The sequence below is a fragment of the Parasphingopyxis sp. genome, assembly GCF_028279465.1.
Classification (GTDB): domain Bacteria; phylum Pseudomonadota; class Alphaproteobacteria; order Sphingomonadales; family Sphingomonadaceae; genus Parasphingopyxis.
On record NZ_JANQNS010000008.1, the window covers coordinates 307,631 to 334,151 of the forward strand.

Annotated in this window: 26 protein-coding genes and 1 tRNA gene; 16 read left to right on the forward strand and 11 right to left on the reverse strand. The window is 61.3% G+C overall.

The window, feature by feature from the left end; genetic code table 11:
- Window positions 1–55: 55 nt before the first annotated feature.
- Both Q0974_RS05710 and Q0974_RS05715 read right to left on the reverse strand, forming a co-directional pair.
- A complete protein-coding gene (locus Q0974_RS05710) occupies window positions 56–958 on the reverse strand; it encodes an oxidoreductase (RefSeq protein ID WP_299323655.1) in 903 nt (300 codons plus the stop codon).
- A complete protein-coding gene (locus Q0974_RS05715; protein WP_299323656.1) occupies window positions 927–1,619 on the reverse strand; it encodes a TetR/AcrR family transcriptional regulator in 693 nt (230 codons plus the stop codon). The genes Q0974_RS05710 and Q0974_RS05715 overlap by 32 nt, the downstream gene beginning before the upstream one ends.
- Before the next feature lie 86 nt (window positions 1,620–1,705).
- On the opposite strand from Q0974_RS05715, the gene Q0974_RS05720 reads away from it, so the two are divergent.
- Entirely contained in the window at window positions 1,706–2,131 is a 426-nt protein-coding gene (locus Q0974_RS05720; protein ID WP_299323658.1) for a hypothetical protein, read from the forward strand.
- Between the two features lie 46 nt (window positions 2,132–2,177).
- Here Q0974_RS05720 and Q0974_RS05725 read toward each other — a convergent pair whose 3' ends face one another.
- Entirely contained in the window at window positions 2,178–2,960 is a 783-nt protein-coding gene (locus tag Q0974_RS05725; RefSeq protein WP_299323659.1) for a DUF2189 domain-containing protein, read from the reverse strand.
- 483 nt (window positions 2,961–3,443) lie between these two features.
- Window positions 3,444–4,439, reverse strand: a complete 996-nt coding sequence (locus Q0974_RS05730) for a GDP-mannose 4,6-dehydratase (protein WP_299323661.1) — start codon at window positions 4,437–4,439, stop codon at window positions 3,444–3,446.
- A gap of 107 nt (window positions 4,440–4,546) precedes the next feature.
- Between Q0974_RS05730 and Q0974_RS05735 the strand changes: the two genes are divergently transcribed.
- A tRNA-Gln gene (locus tag Q0974_RS05735) sits at window positions 4,547–4,621 on the forward strand.
- Between the two features lie 78 nt (window positions 4,622–4,699).
- Window positions 4,700–5,245: a peptide-methionine (S)-S-oxide reductase MsrA gene (gene msrA, locus Q0974_RS05740; protein WP_299323663.1), complete on the forward strand. Its 546-nt coding sequence runs from the start codon at window positions 4,700–4,702 to the stop codon at window positions 5,243–5,245.
- Between the two features lie 16 nt (window positions 5,246–5,261).
- Here the strand turns inward: msrA and aqpZ are convergent, their stop codons facing one another.
- Window positions 5,262–5,978, reverse strand: a complete 717-nt coding sequence (gene aqpZ / locus Q0974_RS05745; protein ID WP_299323666.1) for an aquaporin Z — start codon at window positions 5,976–5,978, stop codon at window positions 5,262–5,264.
- 71 nt (window positions 5,979–6,049) lie between these two features.
- Window positions 6,050–7,009 carry an L-threonylcarbamoyladenylate synthase gene (locus Q0974_RS05750; protein WP_299323668.1) on the reverse strand — a complete coding sequence of 320 codons (960 nt, stop codon included), beginning with the start codon at window positions 7,007–7,009 and terminating at the stop codon, window positions 6,050–6,052.
- Between the two features lie 50 nt (window positions 7,010–7,059).
- Here Q0974_RS05750 and Q0974_RS05755 point away from each other — a divergent pair, with 50 nt between their 5' ends.
- Window positions 7,060–8,805 (forward strand): acyl-CoA dehydrogenase, encoded by a 1,746-nt coding sequence (locus Q0974_RS05755; protein ID WP_299323670.1) that lies wholly within the window; start codon window positions 7,060–7,062, stop codon window positions 8,803–8,805.
- On the opposite strand, the gene Q0974_RS05760 is transcribed toward Q0974_RS05755, so the two are convergent.
- Window positions 8,802–9,149, reverse strand: a complete 348-nt coding sequence (locus Q0974_RS05760; RefSeq protein WP_299323672.1) for a GntR family transcriptional regulator — start codon at window positions 9,147–9,149, stop codon at window positions 8,802–8,804. The genes Q0974_RS05755 and Q0974_RS05760 overlap by 4 nt on opposite strands.
- 66 nt (window positions 9,150–9,215) lie before the next feature.
- Window positions 9,216–9,797 (reverse strand): nitroreductase, encoded by a 582-nt coding sequence (locus Q0974_RS05765; RefSeq protein ID WP_299323675.1) that lies wholly within the window; start codon window positions 9,795–9,797, stop codon window positions 9,216–9,218.
- Between the two features lie 148 nt (window positions 9,798–9,945).
- On the opposite strand from Q0974_RS05765, the gene Q0974_RS05770 reads away from it, so the two are divergent.
- From Q0974_RS05770 to Q0974_RS05785, 4 genes are all read left to right on the forward strand, one after another.
- A complete protein-coding gene (locus Q0974_RS05770) occupies window positions 9,946–11,619 on the forward strand; it encodes an oligopeptide:H+ symporter (protein WP_299323732.1) in 1,674 nt (557 codons plus the stop codon).
- Window positions 11,620–11,720: 101 nt separating this feature from the next.
- The gene (locus Q0974_RS05775; RefSeq protein WP_366943577.1) at window positions 11,721–13,028 is read left to right on the forward strand and encodes an amidohydrolase; all 1,308 of its coding nucleotides are present in this window, start codon (window positions 11,721–11,723) and stop codon (window positions 13,026–13,028) included.
- The gene (locus tag Q0974_RS05780) at window positions 13,025–14,326 is read left to right on the forward strand and encodes an amidohydrolase family protein (protein WP_299323680.1); all 1,302 of its coding nucleotides are present in this window, start codon (window positions 13,025–13,027) and stop codon (window positions 14,324–14,326) included. Before Q0974_RS05775 ends, Q0974_RS05780 begins: the two co-directional genes overlap by 4 nt.
- A 7-nt stretch (window positions 14,327–14,333) precedes the next feature.
- Window positions 14,334–15,026, forward strand: a complete 693-nt coding sequence (locus Q0974_RS05785; RefSeq protein WP_299323682.1) for an NnrU family protein — start codon at window positions 14,334–14,336, stop codon at window positions 15,024–15,026.
- Here Q0974_RS05785 and Q0974_RS05790 read toward each other — a convergent pair.
- Both Q0974_RS05790 and Q0974_RS05795 read right to left on the reverse strand, forming a co-directional pair.
- Complete coding sequence (locus Q0974_RS05790; protein ID WP_299323684.1) at window positions 15,023–16,015, reverse strand: aldo/keto reductase; 993 nt, start codon at window positions 16,013–16,015, stop codon at window positions 15,023–15,025. The genes Q0974_RS05785 and Q0974_RS05790 overlap by 4 nt on opposite strands.
- Entirely contained in the window at window positions 16,012–17,406 is a 1,395-nt protein-coding gene (locus tag Q0974_RS05795; protein WP_299323685.1) for a sodium:alanine symporter family protein, read from the reverse strand. The genes Q0974_RS05790 and Q0974_RS05795 overlap by 4 nt, the downstream gene beginning before the upstream one ends.
- A gap of 96 nt (window positions 17,407–17,502) precedes the next feature.
- On the opposite strand from Q0974_RS05795, the gene glmM reads away from it, so the two are divergent.
- The 6 genes from glmM to Q0974_RS05825 all read left to right on the forward strand — a co-directional run bounded on the left by glmM (window position 17,503) and on the right by Q0974_RS05825 (window position 23,575).
- Window positions 17,503–18,840 (forward strand): phosphoglucosamine mutase, encoded by a 1,338-nt coding sequence (gene glmM / locus Q0974_RS05800; RefSeq protein WP_299323735.1) that lies wholly within the window; start codon window positions 17,503–17,505, stop codon window positions 18,838–18,840.
- Between the two features lie 121 nt (window positions 18,841–18,961).
- Entirely contained in the window at window positions 18,962–19,762 is an 801-nt protein-coding gene (gene thiD / locus Q0974_RS05805) for a bifunctional hydroxymethylpyrimidine kinase/phosphomethylpyrimidine kinase (RefSeq protein ID WP_299323687.1), read from the forward strand.
- Window positions 19,753–20,325 carry a ribonuclease HII gene (locus tag Q0974_RS05810; protein ID WP_299323738.1) on the forward strand — a complete coding sequence of 191 codons (573 nt, stop codon included), beginning with the start codon at window positions 19,753–19,755 and terminating at the stop codon, window positions 20,323–20,325. Before thiD ends, Q0974_RS05810 begins: the two co-directional genes overlap by 10 nt.
- Before the next feature lie 185 nt (window positions 20,326–20,510).
- Window positions 20,511–21,650 carry a site-specific DNA-methyltransferase gene (locus tag Q0974_RS05815; protein ID WP_299323688.1) on the forward strand — a complete coding sequence of 380 codons (1,140 nt, stop codon included), beginning with the start codon at window positions 20,511–20,513 and terminating at the stop codon, window positions 21,648–21,650.
- Window positions 21,651–21,699: 49 nt separating this feature from the next.
- Entirely contained in the window at window positions 21,700–22,815 is a 1,116-nt protein-coding gene (folP, locus tag Q0974_RS05820; protein ID WP_299323691.1) for a dihydropteroate synthase, read from the forward strand.
- A gap of 94 nt (window positions 22,816–22,909) precedes the next feature.
- Window positions 22,910–23,575 carry an RNA methyltransferase gene (locus Q0974_RS05825; protein ID WP_299323693.1) on the forward strand — a complete coding sequence of 222 codons (666 nt, stop codon included), beginning with the start codon at window positions 22,910–22,912 and terminating at the stop codon, window positions 23,573–23,575.
- 31 nt (window positions 23,576–23,606) lie between these two features.
- Here Q0974_RS05825 and Q0974_RS05830 read toward each other — a convergent pair whose 3' ends face one another.
- Window positions 23,607–25,046, reverse strand: a complete 1,440-nt coding sequence (locus tag Q0974_RS05830; protein WP_299323697.1) for a sigma-54 dependent transcriptional regulator — start codon at window positions 25,044–25,046, stop codon at window positions 23,607–23,609.
- A 186-nt stretch (window positions 25,047–25,232) separates the two neighbouring features.
- Between Q0974_RS05830 and Q0974_RS05835 the strand changes: the two genes are divergently transcribed.
- Together Q0974_RS05835 and Q0974_RS05840 are read left to right on the forward strand one after the other, a co-directional pair.
- A complete protein-coding gene (locus tag Q0974_RS05835) occupies window positions 25,233–25,370 on the forward strand; it encodes an aa3-type cytochrome c oxidase subunit IV (protein ID WP_299323699.1) in 138 nt (45 codons plus the stop codon).
- Between the two features lie 15 nt (window positions 25,371–25,385).
- A complete protein-coding gene (locus Q0974_RS05840; RefSeq protein WP_299323702.1) occupies window positions 25,386–26,516 on the forward strand; it encodes a Re/Si-specific NAD(P)(+) transhydrogenase subunit alpha in 1,131 nt (376 codons plus the stop codon).
- Window positions 26,517–26,521 lie beyond the last annotated feature (5 nt).

Here is a 26,521-nt window from a genome sequence, read left to right on the forward strand (position 1 = left end):
TAGCGCTCCGCTGCCGATTTGGAGCGGACACTATGCCCTCCCAGCAAAAAGCCCGTTACAGCCGGAATTTCTCGCCGATCAGCTCTTCCGACACCTCCCAGAGTCTTCTGGCCGCCGCCGGATCCTTTGCGGATGCATCGCGTTCGGCTGGCCCGACCTTGCCACGCAGCTCCTTAAATCCCTGCGGGCCATAATAGTCGCCGCCCTTCACATTGGGAGACAAGGCCGCATGGAGTGCGGGCTGTGCCGCCGATGCGTTGCTGTGGGTTATCAAGGGGGCGATGATTTTCATCAAATAATATTGCATGCGCGACATGTCGTCGAACAGACCACTGTCCGATCCACCCGGATGAACCGACAACGAGAGAATTTCCCGGCCCGCCGCCCGCAATTTTTTATCGAGTTCGTCACCGAATAACAGGCAGGCCAGCTTCGACTGGCTGTAGGCGGCCACGCCTTCGACATGTTCGCAGTGGATGTCGTCGAAGTGAATCTTCGCGCCTCTGTGCGCTACGCTGCTCAGCGAAACGATGCGCGATTCCCGCATGTCGGGCATCATGTCTAGCAGCAGCGATGTCAGCAACATGTGTCCCAGATGATTGGTCATCAATTGCAGTTCGTACCCGTTACCCGCTTTCCGGCCGGAATAATCCAGAACCCCGGCATTGTTGATCAGCACGTCCAGATGATCGAATTGCTCGCGAAAAGCGGCCGCAAAACTGCGCACTGAGTCGAAATCGCTGAGATCCAACAACAGCAGCGTAAACTGTCCGTCGGGCACGCGTTTTTTCATGTCCGCCATGGCGGTCTGGCCCTTGGCCTCGCTGCGGCAGGCGAGCACGGTATGATAGCCTGCCTTCGCCATCCCGATGGCGGTTTCAAATCCGATACCGTTATTGGCCCCGGTGACGATGGCGATTCTCGGTTCACGCATGATTGGCCTGTTCCTGTCGTTCAAGCTGGAGGAAGGAACAGGCAAGCGACAGCGCCCGTTCGGCGAATTTCTTGTTCGAAAGTCTGGATAGTTGCGACTTCTGCACATGGGGATCGAACCGGGCGCGTAGCAACGCGATTAGCAGATCGAGCACATAGCCGCAGGCAAAAGCCGGATCGGGGTGGCCGATTTCCCGTCGCCGGGCGAGCAGCAGCGCCTTGAGCTGCTTGTTGGCCTTGCGCTGCATTTGCGGGAAATGGTCGCCCAAAGAGGGGTCTAGCCGGACAGCCTCCAGCGCGGCCGTCTTGAAGCCAGGGCGTGTCTTGTTGTTGATGATCGAGAATTCAATGAATTCATGCAGGATATCCGCGATCCCCGCGCCGTTCCACCGCGCCGGATCCATCGCTTCGCGCATGGTCAGTTCAAACTCGCGGGTCATCCGGTCGAACAGGGCAAGGGCGATCGCCTTTTTATCCCTGAAATGATGATAGACCGAACCGATCGAGCATTTCGCCTGCTTGGCGACATCCTGCACGGACGTGGCGTCATAGCCTTGCTCGAAAAACAGGGTTTCCGCCGCATCGAGGACGCGATTCTGGGTCTTGTGCGCCCGGTCCTGCTGACCTTCGCGGCGCCAATGCAGTTCCGATTGCCAGGGGTTTTTGCCCATGATTCCGTGTCTCATAAAATAGAATATATGTTCAGTTTATTGACAGAGCATGTGTGTCATGTCAACTATTAGAACGCTGATTCTATTTTTGGAGATTCGATATGGCGCTGCTCTCAACGGCCATGCGGTATTTTCTGCTTCTATCTGCCCTGTTCATGCTGGGCTGGGGCTTACTGGGCCTGCTGGAATACGCGGGGTTCGTCTTGCTGGATCTCAAAAATCCTGATTTCCTACCGGCCACGCAACTGGTGCATTTCATCATCATCTTTGTTTCCGGCGCGGTCTATCTGACCGGCTATTTTACGAGATGGTCGGGGACCCCCATCGCCATGGCTGTGATTTTCGGCATGCTCGCGATGATGTGTACAATCCAGACGTTCGATATGATGACGAATGACGGACGCTATGCCGCCTATGGCAGGGAAATAGTGATGTATATTGTATTCACAATTTTTCTGTTCCGGTCGAACGCGATGCAGGAGCATTTCGGTAGACCCTCTCCGGCGCGCATGGCTGGAGACGTCTGACATGGCAGCGAAAGTAAGGCGTTTGCGTTAATGCCGACCTTTCTCTCTAGGTCCCCGCATTGCTCACCGAACGCCGGAACAGGTGCCATGTCGCATGCCCGAGTACCGGTAGTACTACCAGCAACCCGAGAAACGCTGGCAGCATGGCGATGAACAGCGTGATCGCGATGATGAAGGCCCAGGCCAGCATCACGACCGTGTTCGAGCGCACAACGGCAAGGCTTACAATGATGGCGGTGATGAAATCGACATCGCGATCGACGAGCATCGGCAGGCTGATTACCGTGATCGAGTAGAAGGCGAGGGCCATCAGGCCGCCCACGGCGCTGCCGACGATCAGCATCGCGATGCCCGCGCTCGTCTGGAACAGTTCCCAGGATTCCGAAGCGAGGCCGGATTCGGCCAGGAAGATCGCGAATATGCCGTGCGCGACCATCAGCCAGAATCCGAAAGCGACGAAAACGATCACGCCCATGCTCGTGATCTGATCGCCGCCGCGTCCGCGCAGCGCGCCAAGGATCGCGGGCCAGCGCATCGGCATGCCGGCCTCGCGCCGGCGGCTGACCTCATAAAGTCCGACCGCGATGAACGGTGCGAGAATAGGAAAGCCGGCGGCCGCGGGCACCAGCCAGGCGATCTCGCCGCGAGTGAACAGCGCGAAATAGAGAAACAGCCCGGCCGCCACATAGATGGACGCGAAAAACAGGCCGAATGCCGGATGGGCTTTGAAATCGCCCCATCCCGCCGCAATCGCCGTACGCAGATCGGCGATGGTCAGGTCTTTCGCGACCCGTGCCGGGGCGACCTGGGCTTCTTCGACTTTAGCCATGGCATTTCCCTCCCACTGGAAACACGGGCTGAAAATGCAACAAGTCGGGCGCGGCATCAAGGTTTGCGCTCGGATTGACCGCAGGACGAGCCTGGTACGAACATTGCAAACTGACTGCCCGTCAATGTGCGATCTTGTGCCCTCCCCCTTGATGGGGGAGGGTTGGGAGGGGGTGACCCATCCGCAAAGGATTTCGCTAGCCGATAGATCACCCCACCCCTAACCCCTCCCCATCAAGGGGAGGGGGATCCAGCCTTCCGCCGGTAAAAGTTCAAAAGTTGGAAAATGTCTGCGAGCTTCGAACGGTGGCCGTGTTACGGCCTCACCGCTCTTTGAAACCTGTCTATCGCTTTCGATGTTGGATGCATTTGCGCAACAAAACGGCACCTGTGGCCCGCGCGCAGTGCCTACTTTGTCAACTTTGGTGGGAAAGGCGGGGGGCTTGCTGGGACCGTGTCAACCAGTGTCAATCGGCCAGCCCGCTTATCCGGCGATCCCGTGATAGTCGCGATACCAATCGACGAATTTGGGGATACCGTCCTCGATCGTCGTGGTCGGTTCGAAGCCGAGATCGCGTCGGATCGCGCTGATATCGGCGGCGGTCGCCGGCACATCGCCGGGCTGGATCGGCTGCAGGTCGCGCACCGCTTTCTTGCCCAGCGCATCTTCGAGTATGTCGATCATATGGCTCAGCTCCTCGGAGCGGTTGTTGCCGATATTGTAAAGCGCGTGCGGTTTTGTGCTGCCGCCCGCCTTTTCCTCGCCGTCATCGGCCGGCGGGCTGTCGAGCGCCGCGATCACGCCCGCAATGATATCGTCGATATAGGTGAAGTCGCGCTGCATTTTGCCATGGTTGAACACCGCGATCGGCTCGTCGGCGAGGATCGCCTTGGTGAAGAGCCACATCGCCATGTCCGGGCGGCCCCAGGGTCCATATACGGTGAAGAAACGCAGCCCCGTCATCGGGATCCGGTAGAGATGCGCATAAGTCTCGCTCATCAGCTCGTCGGATTTCTTCGTCGCGGCATAGAGCGATACCGGCTGGTCGACCCGGTCCTCGACCCGGAACGGGAAGCTTTCATTGCCGCCATAGACGGACGAGGAGGACGCATAGACCATATGCGCCGTGTGCCGGTTGCGCGCGATTTCCATCATATTGAGATGGCCGGCGATATTCGCGGCGATATAGGCGCGCGGGTTGGTCAGGCTGTACCGCACTCCCGCCTGCGCCCCGAGGTGAACGATCCGGTCGAACTCTTTGCTGGACAAAGATTCTTCGAGCGCGGCGTGATCGGCAAAATCGACCTTTTCGAATGTGAAGGCGTCGCCTGCTAACGTCGCCAGCCGATCCTTCTTCAGCTGCACCGAATAGTAATCGTTGAGATTGTCGATACCGATGACCTGCTCGCCGCGCGCGAGTAGATGCTGGCACAGATGCATTCCGATAAAGCCTGCGGCGCCGGTGACGAGGACAGCCATTCTTCACTCCCTGTGATCCCGCCCGCCTTAGCTTCGGGGCATGAACATGGCCAGCGCGCAGGGGGGTTTCGCTGGCGAAATCGCTCGCTATATAAGCGCGCGGCTGCTGGGGCGTGGCCAAGTGGTAAGGCAGCGGCTTTTGGTGCCGCCATTCGCAGGTTCGATCCCTGCCGCCCCAGCCAGCCTTCGCCTGCTGTGCAGGCTTGATCCCAGCTTTGACGCGCCTATCTCCTGCCTATCGGGCGCAAAGGAGATTGGCGATGGCGATGGAAGAAGCGACTCTGGCTGGCGGCTGTTTCTGGTGTACCGAAGCGGTCTTCACCGATGTGATCGGCGTATCCCGGGTCGAAAGTGGCTATATCGGCGGCGAGACGGCGAATCCCGACTATCGATCTGTCTGCTCTGGGAATACCGGCCATGCCGAGGCGGTGCGCCTGACTTTTGACAGCGACGTGGTCGGCTATGCCGATCTGCTCGATATCTTCTTTCACGTGCATGATCCCACCCAGCTCAATCGCCAGGGCAACGATGTCGGAACGCAATATCGCTCAGCGATCTTCCCGCATTCCGACGAGCAGAAGGCGCTGGCCGAAGCGGCGATCGAACAGGCAGCGACTGAATGGGACGATCCGGTCGTCACCACGATCGAGCCGCTCGGAGACTGGTACAAGGCCGAGGACTATCACCAGGACTATTTCGAGCGGGAAGGCAGCCGCAATCCCTATTGCATGGCCGTCGTCGCGCCCAAGCTCCAGAAATTCCGGAAAAGCTATCAGGCGCGGTTGAAGCGGTCCGCAGTAAGCTAAATGGTCACGCTTCGGATCAGCTGGCGGCTTCGCCCTCGATCGGCGGTTTCTCACTGCCGAGAATCTTGTAGATCACGCCGCCGATAATCCCGCCGACAATTGGCGCCAGCCAGAACAGCCAGAGCTGTTCGAGCGCGATGCCGCCCTCGAGCAGCGCCGGGCCAGTGCTACGCGCCGGATTGACCGACGTATTGGTGATCGGAATGCTGATCAGATGGATGAGCGTTAGCGCGAGGCCGATGGCGATCGGCGCGAAACCGGCCGGCGCCCGTCCGTCGGTCGCGCCCATGATGATGAACAGGAAGAAAGCGGTCAGCAGTATCTCGATCAGCAGCGCCGCCATCAGCGTATATTGGCCGGGCGAATGCTCGCCAAAACCGTTCGACGCCAAGCCGCCCGCATAATCGGGTCCGCCGCTTGCGATTGTGTAGAGCGCGGCAGCGGCCGCAATCGCGCCGAGCACCTGCGCGACGATATAGGCAGGGGCTTCAGAGAAAGAAAACCGGCCGCCTGCGCACAAGCCGAGCGTCACCGCAGGGTTTAGATGGCATCCGGAGATATGACCGAGCGTATAGGCCATGGTGAGCACGGTAAGGCCGAAGGCCAGCGATACGCCGAGCAGGCCGATGCCGACTTCCGGAAAGGCGGCCGCGAAAATCGCGCTGCCGCATCCGCCGAAAACCAACCAGAATGTACCGAGAAATTCGGCCCCGGACCGTTGAACGATGCCCATCTTGCTCCCCTTTGCAATAACTCTCTGGCATCAGCCTAAGTGCTTTGATGGCGAAGGACAATGCCGGCCGATTAGTCGCGATGGGCTGCCCGAGCCAATCGGTCGGTGATGGCCTGGCCGATACCCTTATCTGGCAACGGTGCGACGGCGATCTGCGGTCGGGCGCTCGCATCGGCCTCGTGCAGTGCGGCGAAAAGATTGGCCGCGGCTTCGACGAGATCGCCCGACGGGCTGAGCGAGGAATCGCCCGCGATATCGCCGAACCCGATCAGCCACTCGTCCGGTTCGGCATCGGTTGCATCGAGACGGAGCGGCTTCGAAGGTGCGTAGTGGCTGGCCAGCTGTCCGGGCGCGGAGATCGTCTCGGATTTGGCGGTCGATATCGGCGTGCCCGCCGCCGTTTCGATCTGCTCGGCCGTGATCGGGCCGGGCCGGAGTAGCGTCAGACCGTGTTGGCGGGACGCGACGATCGTCGACTCGATACCATGGCCCGTCGGCCCGGCGTCCACGATCAAGCCGATCTTGCCGCGGAGACTGCGTGCGACATGCTCCGCGCGGGTCGGGCTAATACTGCCGCTGGCATTGGCCGAGGGCGCGGCAAGCGGCAGGCCGGACGCCTTCAACAGCGCCTGCATGGCCGGATGAGCCGGGATACGGATCGCGACCGTATCCAGACCAGCGGTGACGAGATCGGCGATTGGCGCGTTCTCGGCGAGCGGCAGGATCAGCGTTAACGGGCCTGACCAGAAGGCGGCGGCAAGGTTTTCCCCAGCAGAATCGAAACGGGCAATTTTGCGTGCTTCGTCCATCGTTGCGACATGCACGATCAGCGGGTTGAAAGACGGTCGTCCTTTCGCAGCGTAAATGCCGGCCACCGCCTTGCCGTCCGTAGCATTCGCCGCGAGTCCGTATACGGTTTCCGTCGGGATCGCGACGCATTCGCCAGCGGCAATGCGCGCCGCCGCATCGGCGATCGTGTCCGCATCAAAGGGCTTGATCGCCGTCTCTGTCGCGGAATTTGGCGTCGGCATGCGGCCGGGCTATAGGCCGCGCAGATTCTCCGCAAGATCAGGATGTGATTATGAGCTTTGTGCCGCCCGTTACCGAACAGCGTTTTGTGCTCGAGCATATCGCCAATATTGCCGGTCTCGCGGAAAGCGAGCGCTTTGCGGAAGCCTCGGCCGATATGGTTGACGCGATCCTCGACGGGGCCGGTCAGCTTGCGGCGGGCGAATGGGCGCCGCTGAATCGGGTCGGCGATGAATTGGGCGCGAAATTGACGGATCAAGGCGTCGTGATGCCCGACGGGTTTCGTGAGGCCTATCGCGCCTATGTCGAAGGCGGCTGGGGCACCATTGCGGCACCGGCGGATTTCGGCGGGCAGGGCATGCCGTTCAGCCTGGCGGCGGCGATCCTCGAATCGCTGGGTTCCGCAAATATGGCATTCAGCCTCTGCCCGATGCTCAGCGTCGGTGCGATCGAAGCGTTGACCCATCATGGCAGTTCCGAGCAGCAGGCCGCCTATCTGCCCAAGCTTTCGACTGGCGAATGGAGCGGCACGATGAACCTCACCGAACCGCAGGCCGGTTCGGATGTCGGCGCACTCAAAACCAAAGCCGAACCGGCAAGCGATGGAAGCTGGCGGATCAAGGGCCAGAAAATTTACATCACCTTTGGCGAGCATGATCTCGCCGACAACATAATCCATCTGGTGCTCGCGCGGACGCAGGGCGCGCCCGAGGGTACCAAAGGCATCTCGCTCTTTCTCGTGCCGCGGTACCGGCTCGATGACAATGGAGCGCCAGGCGCGGCCAATGATGTCCGCTGCGTGTCGATGGAGCATAAGCTCGGCATTCACGCTTCGCCGACCTGCACCATGTCCTTCGGCGATAATGACGATTGCCATGGCTGGCTGATCGGCCCGGAAAATGGCGGTATGCGCGCGATGTTCACGATGATGAACAATGCGCGGCTCAATGTCGGGTTACAGGGCGTCCAGATCGGCGAACGGGCGACGCAACGGGCGGTACATTTCGCGCGCGAACGCATCCAGTCGGCGCGCGCGGGTTCGGGATCGCGCGAACCCGTCGCGATTGTCGGTCATCCCGATGTGCGGCGCATGCTGCTCCGCATGAAATCGCTGACCATGGCCGGGCGCGCGCTCGTCTATTACGCCGCCGGGCAGGTCGATGCGGCGACGCTCGGCGATGAAGCGGCCAAGGCGCGGTCCGAAGTGCTGACGCCGCTTGCCAAGGCCTATGGCACCGATGCCGGTTGCGAAATCGCCGACCTTGGCGTGCAGGTTCATGGCGGCATGGGCTTTGTTGAGGAAACGGGCGCCGCCCAATATTTTCGCGATATCCGCATCGCGCCGATCTATGAGGGCACGAACGGCATTCAGGCCGCCGATCTGGTCGGCCGCAAATTGGGGCTCGCCGGCGGCGATGCGATGCGATCGCTGCTATCGGACATTGCGAACGGTGCGGAAGGCGAGCCGCATCTCGCGGCACTCGCGGCAGATTGCGAAGCTGTTGTCCATTGGCTTGCATCGGGCGAAGCGGACGTAGATGACCGGCTCGCGGCGAGCTATCCGTTTCTCACCATGCTGTCCGTCGCGACCTGCGGCTGGCTGATGGCGCGTCAGAACCGGATTGCGCAGGCGCAACTCGATACAGGCGAAGGCGATAGCGACTTCCTGAAAATGAAGATTGCCGCCGCGCGCTTCTATCTCGACCAGATCGTGCCGGAAGCCAGCGGGCTCAAGGCCGCGGCGACGGCTAAGGCCGATATTCTCTATTCAGTGGATGAAGAGACGTTTGCCGCCTAGGCGGTTTCGCGATCCAGCAGTTCGGCGGTGTCGAGGCCGAGCCGGTCGATATGCCGGACGATCTTCGGCCATTCCTCATTGAGGAAGCTTTCCCGCTCGCGCGTGCGCAGTTTTTCCGATGCGCCATTGGCGACGAACATGCCGACGCCGCGCCGGACCACGACGATCCCGTCGTCCTGAAACGTCTGATAGGCTTTTGCGACGGTTAGCGGATTGGCGCCTTCATCGGCGGCGAAGGCGCGGACCGAGGGGAGGGGATCGCCATCGCCATAGTGACCATCGAGGATCGCCGCGGCGATCTTCTCGCGCAATTTCAGATAGACGGGTTTTTCGGCTTTCGACATCGCGCTATAGTGTCGTAAAACACTGCGTCGCGTCAAGGGGGTTGCGCGAATTTATTCGATTAGTCGCTATGCGCCATCCCAATCGCTCACGACAGCATCGAATTCGGGCCGCGGCCGTTCGGTCAGTTCCGTGCCCGCTGTCCCTAGAAAAATGAAGCCCGCGATCCGTTCGGGCGCCGCTCCGAACGCATCGCGCACGGCGTCCGAATAGGCGGCCCAGCCCGTGATCCAGCCGCCGACATAACCATGGGCGTGCGCCGCAGAGATCAGGTTGAAACAGGCCGCGCCGGTCGAAAGCTCCTGCTCCCAGAGCGGAATCTTGCTCGATGTCTTCGGAGAGTGCAGCGCGACGATAAGCGTCGGCGCCTGATAGGCGAACTGGTCTATCGCCTCGATCTCCAGCCTGCCCGGCTGTTCCCGGTCGATCCGATATGCGGCGTGCAGAATTTCGGCGAAGCGTGCCCGGAGCGCCGCGTCCACCACCACGAACCGCCACGGCGCGAGCTTGCCATGATCGGGCGTGCGCGTGGCGATCTCCAATATCCGTTGCAATTCCGCCGGTTCGGGTCCGGGCTCCACCATGTCGCGCGGCCGGCTTGAGCGGCGCGTTGCTAGGAAGTCGAGCGGCGAGGAGAGATCGTTGAACATAGCTCAAGCTACTAGCATCCGCTGGTAAATGCGCCAGCCCCTTCACAGCGACGATTTCGGCGCTAGTCTGCGCCGCCATAAGAGACCGGCAAGGCTGATAAATCATGTTCGGAGGGGGCGTAGTTTGACCGAGTTAAAAGCAGTATCGATGTGGAACTATGCCGACTGGGCGGCGCTGATTGCGGCGCTGGTTCTCGCAGGATTTCTGATTGCGGGCGCGTTCGCGCTAACCCGCCCGCGCGAGGAGGTGTTGGGGCATCCCAAGGGCCTCTACATGCTGTTCTTCGCGGAGATGTGGGAACGCTTCTCCTTTTACGGCATGCGCGCGCTGCTCACGCTCTATCTCGTCAAGCACTGGCTTTATTCTGATGGCAGCGCGAATCTGATTTACGGGGCCTATGGGTCTCTAGTCTATATCACGCCGGTGTTGGGCGGCTGGCTTGCCGACCGTTATCTCGGCCAACGCAAGGCGGTGCTGTTTGGGGCGATCCTGCTCACCGCGGGGCACTTCTTCATGGCCTTTGAGGGCGACGGTTCCGGGTACCAAAATGATCCGACGCTCAACATCTTCTGGCTCGCTCTGGCTTTTATCATCGTGGGATCGGGTTTTCTCAAGGCGAACATCTCGGTGTTGGTCGGGCAGCTTTATCCGCGCACCGATGTCCGCCGCGATGGTGCCTATACGATTTTCTACATGGGGATTAACCTCGGCGCGGCGACGGGCGTACTGATCGCGGCCTATCTCGGCGAGACGGTCAGCTGGGCGCTCGGCTTCGGCCTTGCGGGCATCGGCATGCTGCTTGGCCTGATCGTCTTCATATTCGGAAAGGCGCTGCTGCGCGGCAATGGCGAGCCGCCCGTCCCCGCGAAACTCAAAGAGAAGGTCGCGGGCGTCAATCTCGAATGGCTGCTCTATGGTGTCGGCTTTGCTGGCGTCGCGGTGATCTGGCTTCTGATCCAGTATCAGTCGCTTGTCGGATGGTTGCTGCTGAGCTCAGGTATCATTCTCTTACTTTACGTTCTGAGGGAGGCGTTCAAGCTCGATAACGAGGCGCGCGACCGGGTATTTGCGATGATCTTCTTCATCTTGCTCATGCCACTCTTCTGGGGCCTGTTCGAGCAAGCGGGCGGCTCGATGAATCTGTTCACTGATCGCTTTGTCGATCGCGGCGGCATTCCGACCACCTTCTTCCAGTCCCTGAACCCGATCATCATCATCCTGCTCGCGCCGCTGTTCGCGGTGCTCTGGCAGTGGCTCGGTCGCTCGGGCAGGGAGCCTTCGACTCCGGCGAAGATGGGCCTTGGCATCGTCCAGATGGGCTTCGCTTTCGTCGTGCTCGTCTGGGGCGCCAATAATTTCAGCATCAGCCGCGAGATCGAAGGCGAAATGGTGGTCCTTCTTCCGGTGCTGTTCCTGTTCTTGTTCTATCTGCTTTCGACCACCGGCGAGCTCTGCCTCTCGCCGGTTGGCCTCAGCGCGATGAATCGCCTCTCGGTCAAACATATGGCGAGCCTGATGATGGCCGCCTTCTTCTTCGGCACCGCCGGTGGACAATATGTGGCCGGTTTCCTCGGTTCGCTGATGGGCGAAGGAGAAGGCGGCAACATGACCCGAGAGGCGGCGCTGGAGGTCTATTGGACGATGGGACTGGTCGCCGTCGGTGTGGGGTTCGTCGTCGTCCTTGTCAGTCCGCTGGTTAAGCGCCTCATGCATCTCGATACGCTCAAGGACGACAGTGTCGATGACGATATGCTGGGTCAGTCCGAACTGGGCGCGCCCGATGCGGCCGGCGTCAACACCAGCGGAGAAGTGCGGACATGAGGATAGCCGCCGTCCTGCTGGCGGCTACGCTGGCACTTTTTGGATGCGCGACAACGAGTAGTGAAAGCGCGAGTGGTGTTCCTGCTGCGCCGGATCGCAGCATGATAAGCGTTTTCGACCCCGATCCTTTTCCGTCGACCTATCAGCCCTATCCGGGCGTACCGACCGTTATTCGCGGCGCGACGATCTATGATGGCGAGGGCGGCCAGATCGATAACGGCATGGTCTATTTTGCCGATGGGCGAATCCAGGCGATCGGCCAGACGCTGGATGTGCCGGAAGGCGCGACCGTGATCGATGGTACCGGGCTCTGGGTGACGCCGGGCATTATCGATATTCACAGCCATCTCGGCAACTATCCGAGCCCAAGCGTCGCCGCGCATCAGGACGGCAACGAGATTACCGGCCCCAACACCGCGAACGTCTGGACCGAGCACAGCATCTGGCCGCAAGACCCGGGCTTCAGCCGCGCGCTCGCCAATGGCGGGGTAACGACGCTCAATGTCCTGCCCGGTTCAGCTAACCTGTTCGGTGGTCGCACGGTCACGCTGCGCAACGTGCCGTCGCGCACAATGCAGGAGATGAAATTCCCTGGTGCGCCCTATGGCCTGAAGATGGCGTGTGGCGAGAATCCGAAGCGTGTTTATGGGAGCCGAAACCGGACGCCGGCCAGCCGGATGGCCAATATCGCCGTTGCGCGGCAGGCGTGGATCGACGCTGAGCGTTATCGCAACCAATGGCGCAGTTACCGGGAGAATGGCGGCAACCGCCCGGCGCGCAATTTGCGGCATGAGACACTGGCCGGTGTCATGGATGGCGAAATTCTGGTCCATAACCACTGCTATCGCGCCGACGAGATGGCGATCATGATCGATATGGCGCGCGAGTTTGGCTATACGATTTCGACCTTCCATCATGCCGTAGAAGCCTACAAAATTCCGGACCTGCTGCGAGAGAATGATATCTGCGCGGCAATGTGGGCGGACTGGTGGGGCTTCAAGATGGAGGCCTATGATACGGTCTTCGAAAATGTGCCGATGGTCCACAACGGGGGCGCCTGCGCGATTGTGCATTCGGACGATCAGAACCAGATACAAAGGCTGAATCAAGAGGCGGCAAAGGCGCTCGCCGATGGCCGGCGGGCGGGGATCGAGATCAGCGATGCCGAAGCCTGGCAATGGCTGGCGATCAATCCGGCGCGCGCACTCGGCATCGCCGACGAAACCGGTAGCCTCGTCGCGGGCAAGCGCGCCGATATCGTGCTGTGGAACGGCGATCCGTTCAGCGTCTATTCGCGACCGCAAATGGTCTGGATCGACGGCGCCTTGCTCTACGATATGAACAATCCGCAGCTGCGCCCGATATCCGATTTTGAGCTCGGCCAGCCGGGCGAGGGGAGCGTGCGATGAAAAAGCTTATCGCGCTCGTCGCAGCTTTTTTGATCGCGCTTCCCGCATCTGCGCAGACGGTGGCGGTCACCGGAGGTACGCTGGTCATTGGCGATGGTTCTGAACCGATACCGGGCGGTACGGTGGTCGTCAGGAATGGCCGTGTCGTGGCGGCGGGCGCCAATGTTGTGGTCCCGTCCGGCGCAGAGATTGTCGACGCTACCGGCAAATGGGTGTCGCCTGGCATTGTGGGCGGGTTTACCCGGCTTGGACTTGTAGAAGTCGACGCCGTTGCCCCGACGAACGACACTGTGGCCGCGGGGTCGGATTTCTCGGCGGGGCTCGACATCGCCCCGGCCGTCAATCCGCGCTCGGCAGCAATCGCTACGAACCGGACCGGCGGGATAACGCGCGCCGTCGTCGCCCCCGGTACGAGCAACAGCATCTTTGGCGGGCAGGGCGCAATCATCGATCTTGGCGCGGATATGGACGCCGTGATGCGCCCGCGCGCCTTCCAGTTCGTGGAATTGGGCGAGCGCGGCGCAGCGCGGGCGGGCGGCAGCCGCGCGGCCAGTTTCGCGATGGTCCGCAACGCGCTCGATCAGGCTCGCCGCTATGCGGCGAACCCGAATGCTTATGGCGGCCAGACGAGTGATGCGCTGTTGAACCGCGTCGATGCGTCGGCGCTTGTACCGGTCGTGCAAGGGCGCGTGCCGCTCATCGTCCATGTCGAACAGGCGCGCGATATCCTGAACGTTATCAGTTTGCGGGCAAACTATCCGCGGTTGAACCTGATACTCGTTGGCGTCAGCGAAGGTTGGACGGTCGCCAATGAGATCGCGGCGGCTGGCGTGCCGGTAATCGCATCCGCGCTCAACGACCTTCCCGCGCAATTCGAGCAATTGGCCGCAACGCAATCCAATATCGGGCGGATGCGCGCGGCCGGCGTGCAGGTCGCGATCGGCATGATCGACGATAATGACGCACATCAGATCCGTTATTCGGCGCAATATGCGGGCAACCTCGTGGCACTGAATAATGTCCCGGGCGCTACGGGCCTGAGCTGGGGCGAGGCCTTCGCGGCGATCAGCTCCTATCCGGCTGAGATTATGGGGCTCGGCGGCGAGATAGGTTCACTCCGGCCGGGCCGCCGTGCCGATGTCGTGATCTGGGACGGCGACCCGCTTGAGGTGACGTCCAATGTCGATATGATGTTGATCGACGGCGTCGAGCAGCCTTTGACCTCGCGGCAGACGCGGTTGCGCGATCGCTATCTATCGATCGAAGAACGGCAATTGCCACAGGCATATGAATGGTAGGAGTGCGATGGACCCGCTGACACAGCTGATAGTCGCCACCATAGCCTTTGTCGGCTTCCATTTTCTGTTGTCGCACCCGCTGCGCGCGCCGATGGTCGCACGTCTCGGCGAGACCGTCTTTATGGGCGTCTATTCGCTGATCGCGGCGGCCAGCCTGGGTTGGATGGTCTGGGCCGCACGGTCCGTCCCGCCAATGCCGGCCTATTGGATCGCACCACCATGGTTTTTCGATTGGGGCGCGCCGATCCTGATGCTGATATCGATGATCCTGCTCGCTGGGTCCTTTCTCGGTAACCCGGCCTTTCCCGATCCGACGGCGAAATCGCGGCCCGTACGGCCAGTGACCGGGGTTTTCGCGATCACCCGGCACCCGATGAACTGGGCGTTCATCGTCTGGGCGGTCACGCATATTGCGCTCAGCGGCAGTCCCGTGAACCTCGTGATCGCCACGGGCATCCTGATACTCACCTTCTTCGGCTCGATGGGGCAGGACCGGAAGAAAGAACGGCTGATGGGCGATGCCTGGCGCGGCTGGGAATCGCGGACCTCCTTCATGCCGTTCGGCGCGATTATCGACGGCCGGGTGCCGCTGCGTGCCGCATGGCCCGGCGTCGTACCGCTGGTCTTCGGTGGGCTACTCTGGTTCGGCGCGAGTTGGCTGCACGCGATGCCGGTCGGCCCGATCGCCTGGACCGGCTAGATACGCACCATCTTCATCATTGGCTCGTGATAGCGCGGGCCTGCCGTTTGCCCGGCCGGCGCGGCTTCATCGAGTTTCGCGAGATCCTCATCACTTAGCGATACGTCCGCTGCCGCCATCGAATCCTCCAGCGTCACGCGCCGTTTCGATCCCGGGATCGGCACGATATCGTCGCCCTGATGGAGTAGCCAAGCGAGCGCGATCTGTGCGGGCGAGATGCCATGCGCGTCGGCGATCATTTTCACCACGTCTACGATTTTCATATTCTTCGCGAAATTCTCTTCGCTGTAGCGCGGATCGTTCAACCGATAATCGCCCTCTGGCAGATCGTCGCGCGAGGTTACCTGTCCCGTCAGGAAACCGCGGCCGAGCGGCGAATAGGGCACGAAACCGATATCGAGTTCGCGGCATAGCGGCAGGATTTCCGCTTCGATATCGCGCTCCCAGAGCGAATATTCCGATTGCAGCGCGGCGATCGGATGAGTCGCTGCGGCCTTACGGATCGTCTCAAGACCGGCTTCGGAAAGGCCGAGATAACGCACCTTACCCTCTTCGACGAGCCGGGCCATCGCGCCCACCGTCTCCTCGATCGGCACGTTCGGGTCGACGCGGTGCTGATAATAGAGATCGATGGTTTCGATCCCGAGCCGCATAAGCGAACCCTCGCACGCCTTGCGGACATTCTCGGGCGAACTATCGACGCCGCGAAAACCGGTCTCGTCGAAGGCGAAGCCGAACTTGGTGGCAATGACCAGGCCATCGCGTTTGCCCTTGATCGCCCGGCCGAGCAGTTCCTCATTCTTGTGCGGGCCATAGACTTCGGCGGTGTCGAAAAAGGTCACGCCCAGATCGATCGCCCGGTGGATCGTTGCGATCGATTCCGTCTCGTCGGCCATGCCGTACATGCCCTTGCCGATGCCGGCCATCGGCATGCAGCCCAAGCCGAGCGCCGATATGGTCAGGTCTTTGCCGAGCGTTCGGGTCTTCATGGTGCGGTCTCCTCTTTTGCCGCGCGGTGGCGTTCCAGATAGCCGGTGATCTCGCGTTTGATCTCCGGCCCGAAGATATAGATGGCGATCACGTTGGGAATTGCCATGAGGAAAAAGGCGCTGTCGACGAGATCGAACACGGCCTGCACGGGTAGGATCGAGCCGATGGGCAGCATCAGGACGTAGAGAATTTTATACGTCATGCTCCGGATCGGGCCTTCGCCCACAAGATATCCCCATGCTTGCAAACCGTAAAATCCCCAGGCGCAGAGCGTAGAATAGGCAAACAGGAAGACGGCGATGGCGAGCAGTACCGGGAACCAGCCCGAAATCTGCGCGAAGGCGGCCGACGTGATCGAAATATCGTCGAGCCCGCTTTGATAGGTACCGGCGAGCACGATGGCGATGGCGCCGAGCGAGCAGACGATCACGGTGTCGATAAAGGGTTCGAGCAGCGCGACCAGGCCTTCCGATGCCGGCTCGTGCGTGCGCGCCTGCGCATGGGCGATGACCGCCGAACCAACACCGGCCTCGCTCGAATAGACCGCGCGCTGCATGCCGACGACGAACGCGCCGAGGACGCCGCCAGCCGCCGCCTCCCCGCTGAACGCATCGCCGACGATTATAGCGATGGCGTTGGGCAGTTCGCCGAAATTCATAAAGATGATGGCGAATACGCCGATCAGATAGATGGCCGCCATGCCAGGCACGAGAACCGATGTAACCCGGGCGAGCCAGCGTACACCGCCGATCACGACGAGCCCGACCAGCACAGCGAGGATCGCGCCATATCCGGCGCCGCTGGTGAAGCCGGTGACGTTCTCGACCTGCGCGAAACTCTGATTGACCTGGACCAGCGGGATCGCGCCGCCCAGCGCGAAGAAGGCGTAGATGCCGCCCAATATCAGGCCGATTCTCGGCCAGCCCCGCGCCGCCAACCCGTTCTTCAGCGCATACATCGGGCCGCCGCGGATCGTGCCGTTATCGTTCACCACCCGATATTTGTGGCCGAGCGTCACCTCGACGCATTTCAGCGTCATCGCGAAAAAGCCGATGACGAACATCCAGAAAGCCGCGCCCGGGCCGCCCGTCGCGATTGCGACAGCAACGCCCGCAATATTGCCGAGACCGACAGTTCCCGAAAGCGCCGTCGTCAGTGCGCCGAACTGGCTGATTTGCCCCGGCGCGTCGATATTGTGCCCGGGCTTCGCCAATATCCGCAGCGCATAGGGGAAGGCGCGGATATTGATGAAGCCGAGCCAGATGGTGAAGATGAGCATCGGCAGCGCGAGCCAGATGACGATCAGCGTGACGTCGACGCCAAAGATCGGGACTTTGGTGAAAACCAGTGCGTTGAGATCGGCCAGCGCCGTCTCGAGCCATGCAATCATTCCGGAATGTCCCCGCCTGTTCGTCCCCGCGCTTCACACGATCATGGGCGGCGGCTAGGGAAGGCACAAGCGAAATCATTTTTGGGAACGCATATCGTGACGCGCAGCTATTTCGGCACTGATGGCATTCGGGGGCTCACCAACACGCCGCCCATGACCGCCGATATCGCCATGCGGGTCGGCCAGGCGGCGGGCGCGCATTTCCTACGCGGAGACCATCGGCACCGGGTTGTGATCGGCAAGGATACGCGGCTTTCGGGCTATATGATGGAATCGGCGCTGGTAGCCGGATTCACGAGCGTCGGAATGGACGTCATCATGGTCGGGCCGATGCCGACGCCGGCGGTTGCGATGCTGGTGAAGAGCATGCGCGCCGATCTCGGCGTCATGATCTCGGCGAGCCACAACCCCTATGTCGATAACGGTATCAAGCTGTTCGGGCCGGATGGATTCAAGCTCTCGGATACGGCCGAAGCGGCCATCGAGACATTGCTTGAAAATCCGCCAAAGGTCGTATCGGCCGAAAATATCGGGCGCGCGCGGCGGGTAGAAGATGCGCGCGGACGCTATATCAACGATGCGAAGCGGACGTTTCCGCCGAGGTTGCGACTCGACGGGCTGAAGATCGTAATCGATTGCGCGAATGGTGCCGCCTATCAGGTCGCCCCCTCTGCGCTCTGGGAACTGGGCGCGGAAGTTGTGACGCTCGGCGTCACGCCTAACGGCACGAATATCAACGACAATTGCGGTTCGACTTATCCAGAGGAACTCTGCCGGACGGTCGTCGAGGAGGGCGCGGCGATCGGGCTGGCGCTGGATGGGGATGCCGACCGGCTGATCGTGGTCGACGAGAAAGGTAAGATTGTCGATGGCGACCAGCTAATGGCGCTGATCGCGAGCGACTGGAAAAAGCGCGGTAAGCTGGAAGGCGATGCGATCGTCGCCACGGTGATGTCCAATATGGGCCTTGAGAAATTTCTCGATGGCGAGGGGATCGCGCTGGAGCGAGCGAAGGTCGGCGATCGCTATGTGTTGGAGATGATGCGGGCCAAGGGCTGCAATGTCGGCGGCGAGCAATCCGGCCATCTCATCCTGACCGACTATGCGACGACCGGCGACGGCCTGATCGCGGGGCTTCAGATTCTGGCCGCGCTCGTGACGAGCGGAAAACCGGCGAGCGAATTGCTCCACCTGTTCGACCCCTATCCGCAGCTCCTGAAAAATGTGCGGTACGATGGCCGCGATCCGCTCGAAGCGGAGCCTGTAAAGGCCGCGATCGCGGAGGGCGAGGCGCGGCTTGACGAAAGCGGCCGCGTGCTGATCCGCAAATCGGGTACGGAGCCATTAATCCGAGTCATGGCGGAGGGCGAGGATAAGGATCTTATCGAGTCCGTCGTCGACGATATTTGCGCTGCCGTCGAGGCAGCCGCCTGATGCTCGAATTGCGGCCTGATAGCGAGCGTTGCAGCGTCGGTCTGAAGCAGCGCACGGCGCGCGCGACGGCATTGCGCGCGCGCTTTCCGACGTCGGCAGACCGGAAGTATAAGGCAAACGCATGACGAAGCCGGCCCGTATTCTCGCCATAGCGGGATCGGATAGCGGCGGCGGCGCGGGCATCCAGGCCGATGTTAAGACGATTACGCTGCTCGGGGGCCATGCCATGACGGCGGTCACGGCGATAACGGCCCAGAACACGCTGGGCGTGCAGGCTGTCGAGCCGGTCAGCCCTGATCTGGTTCTGGCCCAGATCGACTCCGTGGTGAGCGATATCGGGATCGACGCGATCAAGATTGGCATGCTCGGTGCCAGCGAGTTGGTGGCCGCGCTGACCGCGAAACTGCCCGATATCGACGTGCCGATCGTGTTCGATCCGGTCATGGTGGCCACGAGCGGCTCGACCCTGGCGGACGAAGCGACGATTGCTGGTTTTCATGCGCTGATGCGCGTGGCGACGATTACGACGCCGAACCTGCCGGAACTGGCGCGTCTGACATCGTCGCGGCTCGCCTCGGCTTATGAGATGGAGCGCGAAGCCCGCAGGCTGGCGCGCGATGCCGACTGCATGATTCTCGCCAAGGGCGGGCATCTCGAGGGCGATCTCGTCACTGATATTTTCGTGCAGCCGGATGGCAAAGTCGATCGCTGGAAGGCGAGCCGCATCGATACCGCGCACAGCCATGGCACGGGCTGCACCCTGTCGAGCGCGCTTGCGACCGGCCTTGGCCAAGGCATGGCGCCCATCGACGCGATCAGCCAGGCGCGCGGTTTCGTCCGCGCGGCGCTGAAAGCGCCCCCGGGTCTCGGCAAAGGTAATGGCCCGCTCGGCTTTGCAAGAATGGGCGAGTTCTGGCCGTGACGCAGATCGTCGCCGGCGTCGACGAAGCGGGCAGGGGGCCTTTGGCTGGGCCGGTTGTCGCCGCGGCCGTCATTCTCTGTAAGGGCGGTATCGACGGGCTCGACGATAGCAAAAAGCTCACCCCGCGCCGCCGGTCCGAGTTGGAAGCGCTGATCCGCGAACGATGCCGTGTCGGTGTCGGTGTTGCCGAACCGGACGAGATCGATCGCATCAATATTCTGCAGGCGACATTGGTCGCGATGCGGCGGGCGGTGGACGCGCTGGATACCGTTCCGGATCGCGTTCTTGTCGACGGTAACCGCCTGCCGGACTGGGGCTATTCAGCCGAAGCGGTGATCGGTGGCGATGCTCTGCACCCCTGCATTTCGGCCGCATCGATTATCGCCAAGGAGGAGCGCGACCGGATCATGCGCGCGGCCGCCCAGGACCATCCGCACTATGGCTGGGCGAGCAACAAAGGATATCCGACCAGGGTGCATCTCGACGCGCTGCGCGCTCACGGCCCATGCGATCTGCACCGCCGCAGCTTCGGACCGGTTGCGCAGGCATTGCTCGACCTTTGAGTCTTTCCCGCCACACCCCAGCATCTTGAGTCCATTTCGCCCTCGGACGGGCCATATCTGGTAGCGGACTCATTTCGTTCCCGCTTCGTTAACCATATTTCCATTTTGTTTCGCGACCATACCGCCCTTGACCCGGGAGCCGCGCTGACTCAGGCTCCGGTCTCTTTGCGCAAGGGGCATGGCGAATGGCGGTTGCAGGGCAAGTCGAGACGACGAAAACGACCAAAGCGGCGCGGCGAAAAAAACCCGTTGCTGTCGAGACGGATCGCATCCTGCAGGACGATTGCGTTTCGGCGATGGCGACCCTGCCGGATGCCTGTATCGACATGATCTTCGCCGACCCGCCTTACAATCTGCAACTTGGCGGCGACCTCTATCGGCCGGAAGGCAGCCAGGTCGATGCGGTCGATGACGATTGGGACAAGTTCGACAGTTTTGGCGCCTATGACGCCTTCACTCGCGCTTGGCTCAAAGAGGCGCGGCGTATCCTGAAACCGAACGGCACGCTTTGGGTAATCGGCAGCTATCACAATATCTTCCGGGTCGGTGCTGCCTTGCAGGATGAAGGCTATTGGATCCTCAACGATATCGTCTGGCGCAAGGCCAATCCGATGCCGAACTTTCGCGGGACGCGCTTTACCAACGCCCATGAAACGATGATCTGGGCATCCAAAAGCGAGAAGGCGAAATATATGTTCAACTATAAAACCATGAAGTCGCTCAATGACGAACTGCAGATGCGATCGGATTGGCTGATACCGATCTGCGCGGGGCAGGAACGACTCAAGGATGGCGGCAAGAAAGCGCATCCGACGCAAAAGCCCGAAGCTTTGCTCTATCGCGTGATGCTCGCCAGCACGAAGCCGGGCGATGTCGTGCTCGATCCCTTTTTCGGCACGGGCACGACGGGCGCTGTGGCGCGCCGCCTGGGCCGCAAATGGCTCGGTATCGAACGCGAGAAACGCTATTGCCGCGTGGCGCGCGAGCGGATCGACGCCGCGCTGCCGCTCGACGAGTCCGCGCTCACCATCATGAAATCCAATGCTGCCCAGCCCAAGGTCCCGTTCGGGTCACTGATCGAAACCGGGATGTTGAAGCCCGGCACGATCCTGATGGACACAAAACGGCGCTGGAAGGCCGAGGTCCGTGTCGACGGCTCGCTCGTCACCAAGAACGGCAAAGAGGGGTCGATCCACAAGCTCGGCGCGCTGCTCCAGGGTGCACCGTCCTGCAACGGCTGGACCTTCTGGCATTTCGAAACGGACGATGGGCTGAAGTCGATCGACGATCTGCGCGCCGAATATCGGCTCGCCCATTTTCCCTGAGTTTCCGTCATCAGGTGGCTTTCCCTCTCCGCTCGGCTAAGGAGCAGGCATGACCGATATTCCGCCGAGCGCCAGTCTCTATTTTCGTCCGACCGGTTTCGTCGATGCGCCGTTCGATCTGAACGGCCAGGTCGAACGGCTTGCGGGCGGACTGCTCTGGTTTAGCGCATTTGAAGTCATCGCTGTTGAGGGCGGCCAGCGTCTTGCGCCGCACCTTGTGACCATTGATGGCATGGGCGATTTTCTCGCCACGCTGTCGGACGAACAGGCGGAGCGCGCGCGGGAGACGATCGCGCGGGTCACGGCACCGCGCGCGGCGTTCGAACTGGGCGAGCGCGTCCTGCGGTTCGATGAGCCGCGGATCGCGGGCATACTCAACGTCACGCCGGACAGTTTTTCCGATGGCGGCCAGTATAGCGACGATCCACAGGGCGCGGCCGATGCCGGTTTCGCGATGAGCACCAAAGGCGCGGCGCTGATCGATGTCGGCGGAGAATCGACCCGCCCGGGCGCCGAGGATGTCTGGGAAGGCGATGAGATCGCGCGGGTCGTACCCGTGATCGAGAAGCTGGCGGCCTCAGGCGTGGCGATTTCGATCGACACGCGCAAAGCCGCCGTGATGGAGGCGGCGCTGGCCGCGGGCGCTGCGATTGTCAACGATGTCAGCGCGTTGCGCTACGACGACCGCGCGCTTGAGCTCGTCGCAAATGCAGACTGTCCGGCGATCATCATGCACCATGCCGGGAAGGGGAACGAACTGCACGCCGATCCCGAATATCGCGATCCGCTCGTCGAGGTCTACGACTGGCTCGAAGACCGGATAGTGGCGCTGGAGGCGGCGGGGATCGAGCGCGAGCGGATCGTCGTCGATCCGGGCATCGGGTTTGGCAAGGCCGTGCAGCACAATCTGGCGCTCATCAACGGCCTCAGCCTTTTCCACGGCCTTGGCTGCCCGATCATGCTCGGCGCGAGCCGCAAACGCTTTGTCGGCGCGCTGTCGAACGAAGCGGCGGTCGAGGATCGGCTCGGTGGTTCGGTTGCACTGGTGACGCTCGGCGCGGTGCAGGGTGTGCAGCTACTGCGGGTCCACGATGTGCCCGAAAGCGTACAGGCGCTCCATGTGTGGCGTGGTTTGCGGGACGCTGCGCTAGTACCTATTACCTAACTGCCCTTGTGCGGCTCAGTGTAAGTGGCGCATCGCAATCGACATGGCTTATAGGTATAAACTCGAACGAATTGCCGTTGAGAGGAATACAAGCGTGAGTGCTGACGAGGAAATCCAGCAAAAGAGTTCGGCCCGGCAGCGTGCTGATCAAATCAAGCCTTATCGCTGCAAGAATCTCATCGCAGTTCTTGAAAATCCGAGTGATATCAAGAATATCGGAACAGTGGTTCGAAACGTAAACGCCTTAGGCGTCGAGAAGGTCTATATTGTCGATCCTCGAAAAGCTCTACCCGATGATTGGCAGGAAATGCGCGAAACAAGGTCACTGTCCAAGACATCCGTGTCCGCAATCAAGTGGAGTTTCGTGAAGCGATTTGACAGTACAGGTGAGTGCCTCGCGCATCTCGAAAAGAACAATTTTGTGTCAATCGTGACCTCGCCGCACATTAAGAGCCGGGAGAATGTTGTGCTGCATGAGGGCGATTACACGAAGCATGCTAAACTAGCGGTATGGTTCGGTAGCGAAGCCATCGGGATTAGCGACCTTGCGGTTGAGCGCAGCGAGCTGTGTGTGAACATTCCAATGTATGGGATGATCGAAAGTCTGAATTTAGGGACGTCATCCGGAATCGTGCTCTATGAAGTCACCAAACAGCGCCGCGAGTACCAAAGCAGATATAAGAAACGTAACAAACGCGTGAAAGTAAAATCGCCCGCACCTAGCAGCCCGGTGCTGGAAGACCCTCGCTCAAGCTACTGAACAGAAGGCAAAACCGGCAAGCGGCGACGCACTAAGCGGCGCTGTCGATACCCAGTTCGGATAGTTTGCGGTAGAGCGTCGAGCGGCCGATGCCGAGGCGGCGGGCGACTTCGGTCATCCGGCCGCGATAATGGCCGATGGCAAGGCGGATCACATCAGCTTCAATATCCGAAAGCGGGCGCAGATTGCCGTCCGGTTCATACAGCGCTACGCCCGGCCCGTCGGCAAAGGCGTGGACGCTCGACGTGTTGCCATTGCCCTGCGTTTCGGATTGGCGGACAAGCTCCGCGATTTCCGGGAAATCGGCGGATGTGAGCGCCGCGCCCTGGCATTCGATCGCGGCGCGGAACAGTGTGTCCTGCAGCTGGCGGACATTGCCCGGCCAGTCATAGCGCATGAGGATAGCGAGCGCATCGTCGGTAATGCCGAGCGCACGCATGCCCGGCTGACCGGCGATCCGCGCCAACAGATGCCGGGCGAGTGGCGGCACGTCGCCCGAGCGTTTGCGCAGCGGCGGGATCGTCAGGCCCACTATGTTGAGACGGTAATAAAGGTCTTCGCGGAAATTGCCGGCGCCGACCTGCTCGAGCAGGTCACTATTCGCGCCGCTGATCAGCCGGACATCAACTTCGAACCCGCGCGCGGCGCCGATCGGACGGATGATACCTGTTTCGAGCGTTCGGGCGAGCTTCGCCTGCACGTCCGGCGGCAAGGCCGCGATTTCGTCGATGAACAGCGTGGCGCCGTCGGCCTCGGCAAGCTTGCCGACATGTTTCTCGAACGCACCGGCAAACGCGCCCTTTTCATGGCCGAACAGTTCGGACTCGATCAGGTTCGCGGCGGTGGCGCCGCAATTGAGCGTGTAGAGCGGGCGCTTCGATCGCGGACTGGCGGCGTGGATGGCGCGCGCGAACACTTCCTTGCCCACGCCCGGCTCGCCATCGATGAGTACGGGAACGCGGGACCGCGCCGCTTTGGCGGCGATGGCGAGCGCCGCGCGAAACTCGGGTGCGGACCCGACAATCTCGTCGAAGGGCAGGGTTTGCGACACCTTTTCGCTGAGCGGGCGCAGCTCGCCGCGATGGGTCTGCCCTTCCGTGGCGGCATCGAGCGCGGCGACCAACCGCTCCGGTGCAATCGGCTTGGCGAGAAAATCGGTCGCGCCGGCACGCATGGCTTCGACGGCAATCGATACTTTGGACTGTGCCGTGATGACGAGAATCGGCAGTTCCGGCCGGAGCTCGGCGACTTGGCGGATCAAGTCGACATCGCCGGAGCTCGGCGCCCAATAATCGATGAGGACCGCATCCACGGTCTTACCGTCCGGCGAATCGAGCAGGAGCATCGCATCCTTGCCCGATTCTGCACGCAGGCTCTTCCAGCCGGTGCGCGTGGCTATCGCCGCGATGAGCCGCCCCTGGGCCGGCTCATCGTCGACAAGCAGCAATGTTTTCGGCCGGTCAGTCGGCATTCGAAACCCCGTATCGCATTCAGCCCACACCCATAGAGCGAGTGGAGTAAAAACCAGCTTAAGGAGGGCGCACAGCCAGACTTTCGCCCGCAACAGAAAAATGATGCCGAAAATCGCTTGAGGCGCGCAGTTCCGGTGGTTAGACACGGGTCACGAGCAATTACCGATAATGCGCAGGGGTAATAAATGACTGAGGAAAATGGCCATCCCGATATGGACTATAAGGCCCATAACAGCACCTATTCAGGCTTTCTGGGGCTGCTGAAATGGGGAACGATCCTGTCGGCCATTGCGACGATCGCAGCCGTCATTGCCGTTACGTAATCGGGGGCGAAGCTATTGAAAATCGCTGTCCTTAAGGAATCCGATCCGCTCGAACCGCGCGTATCCGCAACACCCGAAACGGTTAAGAAATTCATAGATCTCGGTGCCGAAATGGCCGTCGAGCAGGGCGCTGGCGACGATGCCGGTATCGCCGATGCCGACTATACCGAAGCGGGCGCGACAATTGCCGGTCGCAGCTCGGCCATCGCCGATGCCGATGCAATCTTCTGTATTCGCGGTCCCGATCCTGCCGACCTGAGCGGCGCCAAATCGGGCGTCTGGCTGATCGGCAGCTTGAATCCGTTCGGGGAACGCGAACGCGTTGATGCCTATGCCAAGGCCGGCGTGGACGCTCTCGCCATGGAATTCATGCCGCGGATAACGCGCGCGCAGTCGATGGATATTCTCTCCAGCCAGTCGAATCTCGCCGGATACAAGGCGGTGCTCGATGCCTGCGCAGAATATGGCCGCGCCTTTCCGATGATGATGACGGCTGCGGGAACGGTATCCGCCGCACGCTGCTTCGTGATGGGTGTCGGCGTCGCCGGACTCCAGGCGATCGCGACTGCCCGCCGGCTGGGCGCGCAAGTGTCTGCGACCGATGTTCGGGCGGCGACGAAGGAGCAGATCGAAAGTCTCGGCGCGAAACCGATTTTCGTTGAAGATGTCGAGGGCATCGAAGGCGAGGGCACGGGCGGTTACGCGACTGAGATGTCAGAGGAATATCAAAAGGCGCAGGCCGAACTGGTCTCTTCGCACATCGCCAAGCAGGACGTGGTCATCACCACCGCGCTGATCCCGGGCAAGCCCGCGCCGCGGCTGATTTCGGACGCGCAGATCGCGACGATGCGGCCGGGCAGCGTGATCGTCGATCTCGCGGTCGAGCAGAGCGGCAATGTCGAGGGCGCAGTTGCCGGTGAGGTTGTCAAGAAGCACGGCGTGAAGATTGTCGGTCACCGCAACGTGCCGGGCAGATTGGCCGCCGACGCCTCGGCGCTGTTCGCGCGCAATCTCTACAATTTCCTCAGCGCTTTCTGGGACGAGGAGGCGAAGAAGCCGGTTCTCCCCGAAGATGACGAGATCGTGCAGGGCGTAACGCTGACCCGCGGCGGCGAAGTCGTCAACGAACGGCTAACGGCGAATTAGGGGCT

What these genes read in the sequence shown, in the direction of transcription:
- aqpZ (WP_299323666.1), bottom strand. Translation starts at nt 5,978, where the DNA reads ATGGGCATCGTTCAACGGTCCGGGGCCGAATTTCTCGGTACATTCTGG.
- Q0974_RS05775 (WP_366943577.1), top strand. Translation starts at nt 11,721, where the DNA reads ATGATAAGCGTTTTCGACCCCGATCCTTTTCCGTCGACCTATCAGCCC.
- Q0974_RS05795 (WP_299323685.1), bottom strand. Translation starts at nt 17,406, where the DNA reads ATGATTGCATGGCTCGAGACGGCGCTGGCCGATCTCAACGCACTGGTT.
- Q0974_RS05770 (WP_299323732.1), top strand. Translation starts at nt 9,946, where the DNA reads ATGTGGAACTATGCCGACTGGGCGGCGCTGATTGCGGCGCTGGTTCTC.
- Q0974_RS05715 (WP_299323656.1), bottom strand. Translation starts at nt 1,619, where the DNA reads ATGAGACACGGAATCATGGGCAAAAACCCCTGGCAATCGGAACTGCAT.
- Q0974_RS05730 (WP_299323661.1), bottom strand. Translation starts at nt 4,439, where the DNA reads ATGGCTGTCCTCGTCACCGGCGCCGCAGGCTTTATCGGAATGCATCTG.
- Q0974_RS05755 (WP_299323670.1), top strand. Translation starts at nt 7,060, where the DNA reads ATGAGCTTTGTGCCGCCCGTTACCGAACAGCGTTTTGTGCTCGAGCAT.
- thiD (WP_299323687.1), top strand. Translation starts at nt 18,962, where the DNA reads ATGACGAAGCCGGCCCGTATTCTCGCCATAGCGGGATCGGATAGCGGC.
- folP (WP_299323691.1), top strand. Translation starts at nt 21,700, where the DNA reads ATGACCGATATTCCGCCGAGCGCCAGTCTCTATTTTCGTCCGACCGGT.
- Q0974_RS05790 (WP_299323684.1), bottom strand. Translation starts at nt 16,015, where the DNA reads ATGAAGACCCGAACGCTCGGCAAAGACCTGACCATATCGGCGCTCGGC.
- Q0974_RS05815 (WP_299323688.1), top strand. Translation starts at nt 20,511, where the DNA reads ATGGCGGTTGCAGGGCAAGTCGAGACGACGAAAACGACCAAAGCGGCG.
- Q0974_RS05720 (WP_299323658.1), top strand. Translation starts at nt 1,706, where the DNA reads ATGGCGCTGCTCTCAACGGCCATGCGGTATTTTCTGCTTCTATCTGCC.
- Q0974_RS05725 (WP_299323659.1), bottom strand. Translation starts at nt 2,960, where the DNA reads ATGGCTAAAGTCGAAGAAGCCCAGGTCGCCCCGGCACGGGTCGCGAAA.
- Q0974_RS05785 (WP_299323682.1), top strand. Translation starts at nt 14,334, where the DNA reads ATGGACCCGCTGACACAGCTGATAGTCGCCACCATAGCCTTTGTCGGC.
- Q0974_RS05835 (WP_299323699.1), top strand. Translation starts at nt 25,233, where the DNA reads ATGACTGAGGAAAATGGCCATCCCGATATGGACTATAAGGCCCATAAC.
- Q0974_RS05750 (WP_299323668.1), bottom strand. Translation starts at nt 7,009, where the DNA reads ATGCCGACGCCAAATTCCGCGACAGAGACGGCGATCAAGCCCTTTGAT.
- Q0974_RS05760 (WP_299323672.1), bottom strand. Translation starts at nt 9,149, where the DNA reads ATGTCGAAAGCCGAAAAACCCGTCTATCTGAAATTGCGCGAGAAGATC.
- msrA (WP_299323663.1), top strand. Translation starts at nt 4,700, where the DNA reads ATGGCGATGGAAGAAGCGACTCTGGCTGGCGGCTGTTTCTGGTGTACC.
- Q0974_RS05765 (WP_299323675.1), bottom strand. Translation starts at nt 9,797, where the DNA reads ATGTTCAACGATCTCTCCTCGCCGCTCGACTTCCTAGCAACGCGCCGC.
- Q0974_RS05830 (WP_299323697.1), bottom strand. Translation starts at nt 25,046, where the DNA reads ATGCCGACTGACCGGCCGAAAACATTGCTGCTTGTCGACGATGAGCCG.
- Q0974_RS05780 (WP_299323680.1), top strand. Translation starts at nt 13,025, where the DNA reads ATGAAAAAGCTTATCGCGCTCGTCGCAGCTTTTTTGATCGCGCTTCCC.